7 protein-coding genes and 2 pseudogenes are annotated in these 14,132 nt (G+C 50.7%); 7 read left to right on the top strand and 2 right to left on the bottom strand.

The window, feature by feature from the left end; genetic code table 11:
• The 4 genes and pseudogenes from ACJHVI_RS09335 to ACJHVI_RS09320 form a co-directional block, all read left to right on the top strand.
• Positions 1-111: pseudogene (locus ACJHVI_RS09335) on the top strand (IS982 family transposase); the annotation flags it as partial.
• Positions 112-476: 365 nt separating this feature from the next.
• Positions 477-698 carry a hypothetical protein gene (locus tag ACJHVI_RS09330; RefSeq protein WP_483184458.1) on the top strand — a complete coding sequence of 74 codons (222 nt, stop codon included), beginning with the start codon at positions 477-479 and terminating at the stop codon, positions 696-698.
• Between the two features lie 67 nt (positions 699-765).
• On the top strand, positions 766-2,856 hold the full coding sequence (locus tag ACJHVI_RS09325; RefSeq protein ID WP_483184457.1) for a heavy metal translocating P-type ATPase: 2,091 nt from the start codon (positions 766-768) through the stop codon (positions 2,854-2,856).
• Positions 2,857-2,861: 5 nt separating this feature from the next.
• Entirely contained in the window at positions 2,862-3,164 is a 303-nt protein-coding gene (locus tag ACJHVI_RS09320; protein ID WP_483184456.1) for an HMA2 domain-containing protein, read from the top strand.
• 64 nt (positions 3,165-3,228) lie between these two features.
• On the opposite strand, the gene ppc is transcribed toward ACJHVI_RS09320, so the two are convergent.
• The gene (gene ppc / locus ACJHVI_RS09315) at positions 3,229-6,003 is read right to left on the bottom strand and encodes a phosphoenolpyruvate carboxylase (protein WP_483184455.1); all 2,775 of its coding nucleotides are present in this window, start codon (positions 6,001-6,003) and stop codon (positions 3,229-3,231) included.
• 149 nt (positions 6,004-6,152) lie between these two features.
• Here ppc and ACJHVI_RS09310 point away from each other — a divergent pair, with 149 nt between their 5' ends.
• The 3 genes from ACJHVI_RS09310 to ACJHVI_RS09300 are packed head-to-tail and all read left to right on the top strand — an operon-like array spanning position 6,153 to position 13,260.
• Positions 6,153-8,453 carry an NADP-dependent malic enzyme gene (locus ACJHVI_RS09310; RefSeq protein ID WP_483184454.1) on the top strand — a complete coding sequence of 767 codons (2,301 nt, stop codon included), beginning with the start codon at positions 6,153-6,155 and terminating at the stop codon, positions 8,451-8,453.
• Between the two features lie 8 nt (positions 8,454-8,461).
• Complete coding sequence (gene pepN, locus ACJHVI_RS09305; protein ID WP_483184453.1) at positions 8,462-11,107, top strand: aminopeptidase N; 2,646 nt, start codon at positions 8,462-8,464, stop codon at positions 11,105-11,107.
• A complete protein-coding gene (locus ACJHVI_RS09300; protein ID WP_483184452.1) occupies positions 11,104-13,260 on the top strand; it encodes a RelA/SpoT family protein in 2,157 nt (718 codons plus the stop codon). Before pepN ends, ACJHVI_RS09300 begins: the two co-directional genes overlap by 4 nt.
• A gap of 741 nt (positions 13,261-14,001) precedes the next feature.
• On the opposite strand, the pseudogene ACJHVI_RS09295 reads toward ACJHVI_RS09300, so the two are convergent.
• A pseudogene (locus ACJHVI_RS09295) lies at positions 14,002-14,132 on the bottom strand (IS5/IS1182 family transposase); the annotation flags it as partial.

The following is a 14,132-nucleotide window of genomic DNA, read 5'->3' as shown; positions in this document are numbered from 1 at the left end:
CGTTCAGAGAAGGGATTTTTGTTGAATCTGATTTCTGGATTAACGGCATATTGCTTGTTTGCGTATAAGCCGCAGATGTTTGGGAAGAATGCTTTGGCGGCTGCTAAATAGAGGGGGCTTATCCCGAACTCAGGTTAGTATTATTCTTACCAAAATTAATATATAAAAATGTACATTTTTTTGAATTAAATTGACTACATTGCCGCAAATATCTATTGCTGAATAAGAAATAAGTTAACATATAATTGCAAATACAAGGCTCTTAGAGCTCAGGCATATGAAATCTGCACCGATTTCATATCATCTATTAATCGCAAATCTATTGTTAAAAAATAATATAAACCATCTTTAATATTTCAAATAAATTTTCTCTATTTTTTTTGCAATAAAGTTACAATAACTTGTTAAAACACTGTACAATTACTAAAGAAGTTGAGCAACTTCTATAAATTCCCTTAAACAAATGAGAGGTCAACATGTTAAAAAACAACAACAAACTAGCCGTTTTTATCTTGGGTGTCGCCGTCGGCGCCGTTGCGGTCAGCGTCATGCGCACAGCCAGCTTCAAAAAAGCCTGCGCAAAAACCTTAGGTGCAAGCATGCGATTAAAAGAAGAAGCCGCGGCTTTTATCGAAACAGTTAAAGAAGATGCGCAAGATATCGTTGCCGAAGCTGAATACCATAAAGATTCTAAATAAATGACTGTCGGAAGAGGAGCAATCCTCTTCCGATTTTTATTTATTGTTCTGTCAGCAAGGATTCATTATGCAGTTTAAAATCGTTCATCAAATTCCTAATCGCTTAAGATTAAGATATGCCAAACAATCTTTAAGCGCCAAACAGGCAATGTTGGCGCAAATTCTGGTTTCCCATCAAGAAGGGATTGATTTTATAGAATTTAACCCGTTAACAGGCAGTATTTTAATAAAATATTCGGAAATCTCTCAAGAACAAGCCTTGTCCTATATCAGCGCGCTGAATAAAAGCTATTTCGAAGATGAAGAATTATTATCCGGCATTCACGAACCCACTGCAAAAACCACCTTATTTGAAAGCATCTTATCTATGGGCGTCGGCATTTTATTCAAACGTTTGATGCCGCTGCCCCTTCGCCGCCTGTTTATTATTCAAGGAATGTTGCCCAGACTGCAAGAAGGATTGAAAGCTGTTGGAAAAAAGAAGTTTTTTTGCGCCGATACTTTAGATAGCGCCGCATTAAGCCTGTCTTTTTTATCCGGCAATATCAACACGACGGGCTCCATTCTCGCATTATTAAATATGAGTGAAATTATTGAAGACTATATCAGCCGAAAATCTTACGATAGTCTTACTCAATCTTTATTGCTCACCAATCAATCCGCGCAATTACTCCGTGATAATGAAGAAATCACGGTTGACGTGCAGACTTTAAAAATCGGCGACAAAATCATTGTCCGCGCCGGCTGCATTATCCCGGTCGACGGCATTGTGATTGACGGCGAAGCTGAAATCAATCAATCTTCGATGACCGGAGAAAGTTTGCCTGTAAACAAAAAAGTCGGCAATATCGTTTTTGCCTCCAGCTTCGTGGAAGAAGGAGAAATTATTATTGAAATAAGCGCCTGCGGCGGACAAACCAAAGTAAGCAAAATTATTGATATGATTGACCGCTCTCAATCATTAAAAGCCGCTTCGCAAATCCGCGCCGAAAGACTTTCCGACAGCCTTGTGTTTTATAATTTCTTGCTCGCCGCCTGCACTTATTTATTTACTAGAAACTTTACTAAAGCCGCCTCTACTTTATTAGTAGATTATTCCTGTGCCATGAAATTATCCGCTCCTATTTCCGTATTAGCCGCCATGAGAAGCTGCGCAGAATTAGGCATAGTCGTTAAAGGCGGGAAATTTTTAGAAAATTTAGCGCAGGCAGATACCATTATTTTTGATAAAACAGGAACCTTAACCCAATCAACGCCGACTGTAAAAGAAATAATCTGTTTTAATCAATATGAAGAAAAAGAAGTGTTGAAAATTTCCGCTTGTTTGGAAGAACATTTCCCGCATTCTTTAGCAAGAGCAGTTGTGCAGGAGGCAGAAAAAAGAGACATCAGCCATCCGGAAGAGCATACGAAAGTTTCTTATATTGTGGCGCACGGCATTTCCTCGTCCATGAATAATAAAAAATTACTCATTGGTTCTGCGCATTTTATTTTTGAAGACGAAGCGGTTCCTTTAACAGAAGAAATCCAATCCCATATCGATTATCTTAATCAGACGGGCTATTCTAAACTTTTTTTAGCCATCGACGGAGAATTAGCGGGCATTATCGTCATTGAAGATCCGATTCGGGAAGAAGCCGCCGATGTGATTCGCGAATTAAGGCAACTCGGCATTCAAAATATTATTATGCTGACTGGCGACAGCGAAGCGACGGCAAAAATCATCGCCCATCATGTCGGGATAACAGAATATTATGCGCAGACTTTGCCGGATGACAAAGTCACCTTTGTTGAACATTTACAAAAAACCGGTAATAAAGTTATTATGGTCGGCGACGGCGTCAACGATTCTCCCGCGCTTTCCGCCGCGTCCGTCGGCATTGCGATGGGGCAATCTTCTTCCATCACTTCTGAAACCGCAGATATTTTATTGCCGGATAACGGCATTCAAACCTTGCCGATGTTGAGAAAAATTTCAATCAATTTAATGAATAGAATGAAAACGAATAATCAGCTGATTGTCGGCATTAATACTTCATTGATTTTTGGGAATTTAAGCGGTCGATTACAAACCAATACTGCCGCATTCGTTCATAACGGAAGCACTTTCGCAATCAGTTTGGCGTCCATGCGCGGTTTATATAAAAAGGTAAGATAAATAATATGCAAATTTCAAGCTATTTTCCGGGCAGAATTCGTTTAAGAGCGCATGTTTTAAAGCAAGATGAAGAGATTTCTCTTGCTTTTGTTAAAGCATTTGAATCCTGTGATTTTGTCAATAAGGTTGAATATAATCCAAATACGGGAAGCATATTGCTTCTCTATGACCATAAACTATTAAACATGGAAAAATTAAAACTTTTAGAAGTCGAATTGAAAGAGTTAAAGACATTATGCGAGGAATATTGTTTAGAAAATAAGAGCAAAATTTTAGATAAGATTTCTCGTTTAGTCAGAGATTTATAAACATCATTCAAACCGCATAAAAAAGTCCGCCGTGCAGCGGACTTTTTTATTGCCTGTTATCGGTTTAACCCGTGTTGCGCAGTCCTGCCGCAATGGCATTGATGGTGCGCAGGAGCGGATTGTTGATGTCGGCGCGACTTTGCTCGTCCAAATCTTGGGCGCGGCTGCGTTGCAGGAGCTCGATTTGGATATGGTGCATGGGGTCGAGATAGGCATTGCGCCATTGCAGGGAGGTGGCGAGTTCGCTTTGCTGCGCCAAGAGGTGCGGCTGTCCGATCATGCGGTTCAGCCCCTCTGCGGTACGTGCGGCTTCGGCGCGGATGTCGTTCATGATGCGTTCGCGCAAGGCTTCGTCGCGGCAGAGTTCGCTGTAATGGGCGGCGATGTTCATGTCGGATTTGGCAAAGGCCATTTCGGTATTGCTCATAAAGGCGTTAAAGAAGGGCCATTGGCGATACATTTCATCGACTAGAGCTTGTTCTTCGGCGCTTAAATCGCTGAGCGCGCTGCCGACGCCGTACCATGCCGGCAGAGTAAAGCGCGCCATCGACCATGAAAAGACCCAAGGAATGGCACGGATGGTTTGCTTGGTCGGCGTGCCTTTTTTGCGGTGTGCCGGACGCGAGCCGATGTTAAGCAGGCTGATTTCGGCAATCGGCGTAGCTTGGGAGAAGAATTCGTAGAATTGTTCGCTGTGGTCGGTCAGGGCGCGGTAGCGTTGTTCGCAGCGGTCCGCCAGTTTGGCAATCATGCCTTCGTAGTCGCCGAGCCGTTCGGGGGCGCGCGAGAATTGTGTGGCGGTGGCTTTCAGCGCGCCGGTGATGGCAAGGGTGAGTTCATAGACGGCGGTTTCGGTATTGGCATATTTGGCGTATAAGACTTCGCCTTGCTCGGTAAATTTGATTTCGCCTTGCAGGGTGCCGGCGGGTTGAGCGGCAATGGCGTGGTGGGTGCTGCCGCCGCCGCGGCTGACGGAGCCGCCGCGTCCGTGGAAGAGGCGGGTTTGCAGTCCGTAGGAATGCGCGATTTGCGTGATGGTTTGCTGGGCGCGGTAGAGTTGCCAAGCGGAGGTCAGGATGCCGCCGTCTTTGCTGCTGTCGGAGTAGCCGAGCATGATTTCTTGGCGGCGGTCTTGTCCTTCCAATAGTTTGCGGTATTGCGTATCGGCGAAGAGTTGCGGCAGGACTTGTTCGATTGCTTTCAAATCTTCAATGGTTTCAAAGAGCGGCGCGACCGGCAGGGCGGCAAAGGGTTTGCCGTCTTCGTCAATGCCCGAGAGTCCGGCAAAGCGCATGAGCAGCAGCACTTCCAAGACGTGGCAGCCGTGGCTTGCCATTGAGATGATGTAGCTGCCGAAGGTGTCTTCGCCGCAGAGGGCGCGGAGTTCGGCAAGGGTGCGCATCAGGGCGAGCTGTTCTTGGCTTTGGGCACTGAGGTTGTCGGTGTAAATCAGCGGTGCGCCTTTATGCGCCAGCAGTTGCTGCAAAACGGCGAAGCGCTGGTCGTTGTCCAAGCTGCGGTAATCCGGCAGGTTGGGCGCTTGGTCGAAGAGGTCGCAGATGACCTCGTAATGCCAGCCCGATTCTTGGCGGATATCAAGAGAAGCAAGGTGGAAACCGCAGGTTTCAATCAGGCGGATGAGGTCGAAAATGCTGCCGTTGGCGGCGTTTTGGTCGTGGGTGTAGAGCGCATCGCGGATAAGGTGCAGATCTGCCAGCAATTCGTTCGGGTTTTGATAGGCATGAGTTTTCGCCGCCGCATCCGTACCTAGGGCGGCGATGTGTTTGCGCGTGCAGGCTAATTTGCGCCGCATGATGGCGATGAGGCGGCGGTAGGGTTCGTTGAGGTAGTCGTCAAGGTTGTATTCAAAGACTTGGGCGTCAAGCGCGCTGTCGCTTTGAATGCGGGCGCGGATGGCGGCGGGAACCGCCACGATGGTGTCGCTATGCACGAGTTGTCCGCCGAGGGCTTTGAGCAATTGGTCGTAATGCGCCAAGATAGTTTCTGCGTGCATCAGCACGGCTTGGCGCGTGGTTTCATGGGTAACGAAGGGATTGCCGTCTCGATCGCCGCCAATCCACGAGCCGAAGCGCAAAAAGCTCGGCACGCTTTCTTCGGCGAGTTCGGGGTAGATTTTGGCGACCGCGCGGTCGAAATTTCGGTAAATGCGCGGTATGGCGGCAAATAAGCTGGTGCGGAAATAGTGCAGTCCGTTGTTGATTTCATCAAATACAATCGGCTTGCGCGTGCGGACTTCGTCAGATGCCCAGAGCATGTCCAAAATGTCGCGGATTTCTGCTTCCGCCGCCGCCTGCTCGGTTTCATTGAGGTTGGCGCCGAAGCGCTCGATGCAGGCTTGGTAAATCCGCTGCAAGAGGGTCATGGTGGTACGGCGGCGCGCTTCGGTGGGATGGGCGGTAAAGACGGGTATCACGCGCAATTGCTTGAGCATGCTGTGAATGTCCTGCGGGCTGATGTTGTTTTCGCGGCATTCGCGCAGACTGCGGCGGAAGGAGCCGTACCATTCGATATTGTCTTGGTCGCGCATCAGGCGGCGGCGGTCGGCAAGCAGGCTTTCTTCGGCAAGATTGGCAAGGGAGAAATAAAGACTGAAAGCGCGGGTAACGACTTTCAGGGTCTGCGTGTCGCTGTCGGCGATTTGTTGAAACAATGCTTCAAGGGCTTCTTGACTGGGATTGAGGCGTTGCTCGATAAATCCGGTGCGCAGGCTCTCTACGGCGGCCAAGGCTTTTTCCCCATTATGTGTGCTGATGCAATCGCCCAGCAATTGTCCGAGCAAACGGATGCGTTCGCGCAAATCCGAATAATTAGAAGTCATGTTCTACCCCTGAAAATGATGAAAAGCGCATATTAGGACGCAGTTTGCGACTTTGCAATGTTTGCGCCGCACAAAGCAATTATCCGCAGTAAAGACGCATAAATCTGTTAGAATGCCGCCTTATTTTTTAGCCATTTTCGGAGGCAGTCATGAGCGAATCTTTTAAAGAGGAAGCCCTACGTTTTCATCGTTTCCCAAGTCCGGGCAAAATTTCCGTTGTGCCGACAAAAACTTTGGCGAATCAGCGCGATTTGTCTTTGGCGTATTCGCCGGGCGTCGCCTATGCCTGCGAGGCGATTCAGGAAGACCCTCTACAAGCCGATTATCTGACCTCGCGCGCCAATTTGGTGGCGGTGATTTCCAACGGCACGGCGGTGCTGGGTTTGGGCAATATCGGCGCTTTGGCAGGCAAACCGGTGATGGAAGGCAAGGGCGTCTTGTTTAAAAAATTCGCCGGCATTGATGTTTTTGATATTGAAGTCAATCAAACCGACATTGATAAATTCGTCGATATCGTCGCCAGTCTCGAGCCAACTTTCGGCGGTATCAATCTGGAAGACATCAAAGCACCCGAATGCTTTGAAATCGAACGCCGCCTGCGCGAGCGCATGCAAATCCCCGTTTTCCACGACGATCAACACGGCACGGCGATTATCTCCGCCGCCGCCTTAATCAACGCTTTGCGTTTGCAGGGCAAGAAAATCGATGAAGTGAAAGTCGTGGCTTCAGGCGCTGGCGCGGCGGGCATGGCCTGTTTGGATATGTTCTGCGTCTTGGGCGTGAAGCGCGAAAACGTCGTCGTCTGCGATTCCAAAGGCCCGATTTATGCCGAACGCGGCGACAAGCTCGATGCGCGCAAAGCGCAATATACCGCCAGCAATACCAGCGCCCGCAGCTTGGCGGAAGCCATGGTCGGCGCGGATGTCTTTTTAGGCGTTTCAAAAGCCGGCGTGGTCAATGTCGAGATGGTCAAATCGATGGCGGCAAAACCGCTGATTCTCGCCCTTGCCAATCCGGTGCCGGAAATCATGCCGCATGAAGTGCATGCGGTGCGCGATGATGCCATCGTCGCCACAGGACGTTCCGATTTCCCTAATCAAGTCAATAATGTGCTTTGCTTCCCTTATCTGTTCCGCGGTGCATTAGATGTGGGTGCGACCACGATTAACGACGAGATGCAGATGGCGGCAGTCTATGCTTTGGCGGATTTGGCGAAAGAGCCGACCGGCGAAGAAGTGGCGGCGGCTTACGGCGGCGCGAATATGGTCTTCGGCGCGGATTATGTGATTCCCAAGCCTTTCGATCCGCGTCTGATTACGCGCATTCCGGTCGCCGTTGCCGAAGCGGCGATGAAATCCGGTGTGGCGCGCCGTCCGATTGAAGATTTGGTCGCCTATGCCGAGCAATTGGGCGCATTATTCAACCGCAGCGGTTTTGTGATGAAGCCGGTATTGGAACGGGCCAAAGCCAATCCTTTGAAAGTCGCGTTTGCCGAAGGCGAAGAATTGCGCGTTTTGCGCGCGGTGGAAGCGGCGGTGCAAGAAGGCATCTGCCGTCCGATTGTGATTGGGCGGCGCCGCACAATTCTCAAGAAAATCGAGGAAAACAATCTCTCAATTAAAACCGACGGCGATTTCGAGCTGATCGAGCCGATGAACAACCCTTATTACGAAGCCTGCCACCGCGCTTATCACGAATTGCGCGGCCGCGACGGGGTCGATCCGCAGGAAGCGAAAATCCATTTGAACACGCGTCCGACGGTATTGGCGGCGATGCTGGTCAAATTAGGCTATGCCGACACCATGGTTTGCGGCACGGTCGGACGTTACGACCGCCACCTGCGCCGCGTGCGCAGCATCTTGGGCATGCAGGAAGGCTTGAGTCGTCCGGCAGCGGTCAGCATGGTCATCTCGCCCAAAGGCACGGTCTTCATCGCCGACACCCATGTGCATAACAATCCGAATGCGCAGGAATTGGCGGAAATTACCTTAGCCAGCGTAGATATGATGCAGCGCTTGGGCATTAAGCCGAAAGTCGCGCTGCTGTCGCAGTCGAATTTCGGCGATCACGGCGAATTGGACAGCTCGCAGAAAATGCGCGCGGCATTGGAATTAATCCGCCAAGCAAAACCCGATTTGGAAATCGAAGGCGAAATGCAGGCGGATGCGGCTTTGGCGGAAGAAGTGCGCAAAGCGGTTTATCCGAACAACCACCTCAGCGGCAGCGCGAATTTGCTCGTGATGCCGAATCTCGATGCCGCCAATATCGGCTACAACCTGATGAAAGTGCTGACAGACGGCAACGTAGTCGGCCCGATTTTGGTCGGCTTGGCGCGTCCTGCCATGGTGCTGACCAAAGTCGCCACCAGCCGCCGCATTTTAAACGTTGCCGCCATCGCGGTAACAGAAACCCAAGCTTATTACAAGCGTTTAGGAATTCAAGCGAAATAGTAAAGATTATGAGTGAGTTGAATATCGTACGACTGGCCGACTACAGCAAACCCGCTTTCGGCATTGACCATCACGAACTGCAGTTTTATCTGCAAGAAGACAGCGTGCGCGTAGCGCATCAGCAGAAAATCCGCCGCGTGCAGGAAAAAACCGACGCCAACGGCTGGACAATCGAACGCGAAAAACACCTCGTCCTCAACGGCGAAGGATTGGAACTGCTCTCGATTGCCGTCAACGGCAAAATCTTGGAAAGCGGGCAATACCGATACGAAAACGATTTGCTGACCCTCTTCGACGTGGCGGACGAATTTGTCTTAGAAACGGAAGTACGCATACACCCTGATGAAAACAAAGAATTATCGGGACTATACCGCTCAAACGGCATTTACTGCACCCAATGCGAGGCGCAGGGCTTTCGCCGCATATCCTTTACCTTAGACCGTCCGGACGTATTAGCGACCTACCGCGTGCGGATTGAAGGCAATAAGCAGCAAAACCCCGTGATGCTCTCCAACGGCGATTTGGAACAGCACGGCGATTTAGGCGAAGACAATTACTACAGCGTCTGGCACGACCCGCACCCCAAGCCCAGCTACCTCTTTGCATTGGTGGCGGGCGATTTGGCGCAAGTCAGCCGCCGCATCTCCACCGCCAAAGGCAAAAAAATCGAACTGCGGATTTACACCGAAGCCAAATTCATCTCGCAAACCGATTACGCCATGCAAGCCTTGGTCGATTCGATCAACTGGGACGAAAAACGCTTCAATCTCTCCTATGATTTGAACCGCTTTAACATCGTAGCGGTCAGCGACTTCAACATGGGCGCGATGGAAAACAAATCCCTCAATATTTTCAACACCAAATACATTTTCGCCGACACGGAAACTGCCACCGACGCCGATTTTCACGGCATTCAGGCGGTTATCGGACACGAATACTTCCACAACTGGACGGGCAACCGCATCACCTGCCGCGACTGGTTCCAGCTCTCTTTAAAAGAAGGTCTGACCGTTTTCCGCGATCAGGAATTCTCTTCCGACATGAACGAACGCGACATCGAGCGGATTAAAAACGTCAGCCTGCTGCGGCGCGTGCAATTTGCCGAAGACGCCGGCCCGATGCGCCATCCCGTGCAGCCGCAGGAATACGCCGCCATTGATAATTTCTACACCGCCACCGTCTATGAAAAAGGGGCAGAAATCATCCGCATGTACCACACCATTATCGGCGAAGAAGCCTTCCAAAAAGGCATGGCGCTGTACGTCGAACGCCATGACGGACAGGCGGTTCGGATTGAAGACTTCGCGCAATGTATGGAAGACGCCAGCGGCTATCCTTTCACCAAACAATTCTTTGATTGGTACACCACCGCCGGCACGCCGAAAGTCAATTTCACTTCTGCTTACAACCAGCACAACCGCCATTTCACAATCTCCGCGCATCAGGACACCTCTGCGGTCAGCCCTGCGCGCCCGCTGGTTATCCCCATCCGTTTGGCATTAATTTCCCCCAACGGACGCCAATACCGCTTTGAAGACGGCAGCTACAGCAAATTGCTGATACTCGACCAAGCGCGCGGCAGCTGGTCCTTTGAACGCGGCGAAGAAGATTTAATCCCCGTCCTGATGATGGGCTTCTCCGCGCCGGTCTATTACGAACACCATTACAGCAACGAAGAACTGGCACTTATCGTCCGCCATGCGCCGGACGGCTTCGCCCGCTACGAAGCGATGCAGATATCCTACCGCCGCCTATTCATGACCGCCCTGCAAAAACCGCTGAAAACCAAAGACCATGCCAAAGACGTGGCGGAAATGATGATCAAAGTATTGGGCAATGAAAAATTCAGCGCCGGCGAAAAAGCCCTGCTCTTGGCATTGCCGAGCCTCGACAGCCTCCTGCCCTATCTGGAAGCCCCGATCGACATGGACAAAGCGGTCGAAGCCTATGAACGCATCCTGCGCATCATCGCGCTGAAAATGCGCCGCACATGGTCGGATTATCTGGAAAACGACAAAGAAGAAACCCAAGCCAAATTCAACGTCCGCGATGCCGGCATACGCGCCCTGCGCGCCGTGGCTTGGCGCGCATTGGCGGTCTTTGAAGACGACAGCATGGGCGAACGCCTTGTCAAATACTATCAGGAAGCCCAATGCATGACCGAGCGCGTCAATGCCCTCGACGCCCTGATGATGCGTGCCGACAAATACCGCGAACAAGCCTTAGCGGACTTCCGCAAACGCTTCGCCGAACAACCCTTAGTCATCGACAAATGGTTCGCCCTGCAAGCCAAAGACAGCAGTACGGGCGCATTAGAGCGCATTGCCGCTTTAGCTGAGCGCGAAGATTACTACATCGGTAATCCGAACCGCTTCCGCGCCCTCATCGCGCCGCTTACGCAAATGAACCCTGCCATCTTCCACCAAGCCGACGGCGCAACTTACCGCTTCGTCTGTGCGCAAATCCGCCGCATCATCCTGCAAAATCCGCAATTGGCGGCGCGTTTATTAGGCGCATTCAGCAGCGTCAGCAAACTGGACGAGCAAAGAAAAACCCTCGCCCGCCAAGAGCTCGGCGCATTGGCAGGCATTGAAGGCTTGAGCGTGGACGTGCGCGAAGTACTCGAACGCCTCTTGAACGGACTCAAATCATGAGCACAGCGCGTGCTGCTTGGCTGCCGGGACAGGCCGTCTATCCCGATACCGCAGCGCGCGAACTCATTGAAGCCGCGGCGCAGCTTGCCTTCGGCGACGCGCAGGAAGAGGGTGACGAACGCACAAAAATCCTCACCCAACTGCTCGTCGAACTGCGCGGCGACGCCACCCTTGTCAGCGCCGGCATCTTAGTTACCGGTTGGCGCGCCAAACGCATCAAAGCCGAGCAAGTACAGGAAAGCTGCGGCGACATCGTCCTAACCCTCTTGCGCGGTCTTGACGATTTGGCACTAATCGACCATCTGCACGACCGCGACCAAAGCGATTTGGAACAACTGCGCAAAATGCTGCTGGCAATGGCAAGCGACATGCGGGCGGCGATATTAAAACTCGCCCTGCAAGTCGTCGCCATGCGCCTCATCCATCAATACGACAATGCCGGCAAACAGCGTCTGGCTCTGCAAACCCGCGATTTATTCGCCCCGCTGGCAAACCGCCTCGGCATCGCCCAGCTCAAATGGGAGCTGGAAGACAGCGCATTGCGCATCCTCGAGCCCGATATCTATCAGGAAATATCCACCGCCCTAGAACAAAAACGCGTAGATCGCGAACGCTATATCCAGCGCGTCATCGCCGAACTGACCTTCCAACTGCAACAGGCGGAAATCCCCATTCAGCGCATCTACGGACGCGTAAAACACATCAATTCCATCTATCAGAAAATGAAGCGCAAAGGGCTTCGCTTCGAGCAAGTCAACGACATCCGCGCCGTGCGCGTGGAAGTGGAAAGCGAGAGCGAATGCTATCAAGTCCTGTCGGTCGTCAATGAAATGTGGCAGCCAGTAGCGGAAGAATTTGACGACTACATCGCCAACCCCAAAGCCAACGGCTATCAATCCCTGCACAGCACCCTCATCGGACCCGACAAACGCACGCTGGAAGTGCAAATCCGCACCCGCAAAATGCACGAACGCGCCGAATTAGGCGTAGCGGCGCATTGGAAATACAAAGAAAAAGGCGTGCGCCACAGCAAACAATTCGAACAGCAAATCGAATGGCTGCGCCGCCTGCTCGAAGGCAAAGGCGACGAAGGGCGCGGCGACCTCGTCTTCGACCAATTCCGCAACGAAGCCTTCCGCGAACGCGTCTATGCCGTTACCCCGCAAGGACGCGTCGTCGATCTACCCGAAGGCGCCACCCCGCTGGACTTCGCCTACCATGTGCATACCCAGCTCGGACACCGCTGCCGCGGCGCAAAAATCAACGGCAGCATCGTACCGCTGACCACCGCGCTTAAAAACGGCGACAGCGTCGAAATCCTCACACAAAAAGAACCCAATCCCAGCTGGGACTGGCTTTCAGACCATTTAGGCTATCTGCAAAGCGGGCGCGCCAAAGCCAAAGTGCGCAGCTACTTCAAAAAGCAGGCCAAAGAAAAAAGCATCGAACTCGGCAAAGAAATGTTGCTGCGCGAATTACGCCGCCTAAGCATCGACAACCACGGCGACCTGACGGAAATCGCCAAAAAATTCAACGTCCACAGCGAAAACGACTTATTTGCCGGCATCGGCTTCGGCGATTTGAACCTGCTTACCGTCGCCCATGAAATCGCCGCCCGCCAGCAAGCACGCCAACCGCAAGAGCACCTCAGCCTCAACGAACGCCTTGCGCGCATCCCGCTCAAAGCCGCACGTAAAGCGCGCAGCGGCAATGTGGAAATCGACGGCGTGAAAGACCTCATGGTCAACTTCGCCACCTGCTGCCAACCCGTGCCGCCCAGCGCCATCATCGGCTTCATCACCCAAGGTCGCGGCATCAACATTCACCGCCGCGACTGCCAAAACATCGAACATCTGGGCAAAGTCCACCCCGAGCGGATAATCGACGTACGCTGGAGAGACAATGAAAGCGGCAGCTACGCCATTGATTTGGCGATACTCGCCTTTGACCGCCCGCACATCCTGCGCGACATTTCGCAAGTCGTGGCGAATGAACGCATCCCCATTTTGCACGTGGACATGAAACACAATCAGCGCCACCAATTGGAAGGACGCTTTACGCTAGAAATCGCCGATATGGCGCAACTCTCACGTCTCATCGACCGCCTTTTGCAAACCAAAGACGTCGCCGAAGTCCGCCGCCTGCAAAAATAGTCGGATACTTGTATCGGACATCGCTTAAAAATAGAAAATTGTCGGATTCAAACATCCGACCTGCCGCTAATTCCGATATATGGAGAGAGTATTCCGACAATTTATTATATTCAAATATAGAAAGAAAAATATTTTCACAAGCATTATTAGGGAAAATAAAATAAGACCAGCACAGAAGTGAGAAATTTAGGGTTCAATTCCCCTCTGTGGTAACTCACCCGGCTGACCTATCGGAAAATGATTCTAGGTTAAAAATCTAATTACGTCAATATGGTCGAAGAACTGAAAAAGTGACACAAAATATCAAGCTGCGAGCGTTATAGAGAGTACAGCAAAATGAATTAAAACTGTAACTCTTTTTGAAATCTTTGACTATAATCTGCATCTGCACAAGAAAAACAAAATGTTAAATGCTAGAGTGAGTAATTTCTTGCCCACCCATCCTTATATACTCGAAGAATTGAAAAAGCGACACAAGTTGGCGAGTTACAGGTGGCACAGAGAGTATGTCAAAGTAAGTCGAAACTGTAACTCTTTTTAAATTCTTTGACTATATCTTTCCACATGTGTGGATAAAAACGTATTATGCACACAAAAACCAAACAGAGCAGGAAATTGAGCCCACCCTATGCTTGCTTAAATTATTTGAGATAGGAAAGCTCAAATTCCTCCCCATTCCATTCACTCAGATGAGCGTTAATTATTTTTACAAACTCAATAGGATCTAGGGTCTGTTGACAATCATCTTAAGGTCATAATGGTTGCAGCGAGGTAAATGTTTGCTGCAAAGGAGCTGTCTGTTTTCTCCGAACGCATGGCTATCTTCTTAAACTCCTTTAAATCACAGAAAAAATTTTCTACCAAATGGCGCC

This window comes from Suttonella sp. (assembly GCF_056855035.1).
This window is presented reverse-complemented; position numbering and strand designations above follow the sequence as displayed.

Coding starts and splice junctions, on each gene's coding strand:
- ACJHVI_RS09325 (WP_483184457.1), top strand. CDS start 766: ATGCAGTTTAAAATCGTTCATCAAATTCCTAATCGCTTAAGATTAAGA.
- pepN (WP_483184453.1), top strand. CDS start 8,462: ATGAGTGAGTTGAATATCGTACGACTGGCCGACTACAGCAAACCCGCT.
- ACJHVI_RS09300 (WP_483184452.1), top strand. CDS start 11,104: ATGAGCACAGCGCGTGCTGCTTGGCTGCCGGGACAGGCCGTCTATCCC.
- ppc (WP_483184455.1), bottom strand. CDS start 6,003: ATGACTTCTAATTATTCGGATTTGCGCGAACGCATCCGTTTGCTCGGA.
- ACJHVI_RS09330 (WP_483184458.1), top strand. CDS start 477: ATGTTAAAAAACAACAACAAACTAGCCGTTTTTATCTTGGGTGTCGCC.
- ACJHVI_RS09310 (WP_483184454.1), top strand. CDS start 6,153: ATGAGCGAATCTTTTAAAGAGGAAGCCCTACGTTTTCATCGTTTCCCA.
- ACJHVI_RS09320 (WP_483184456.1), top strand. CDS start 2,862: ATGCAAATTTCAAGCTATTTTCCGGGCAGAATTCGTTTAAGAGCGCAT.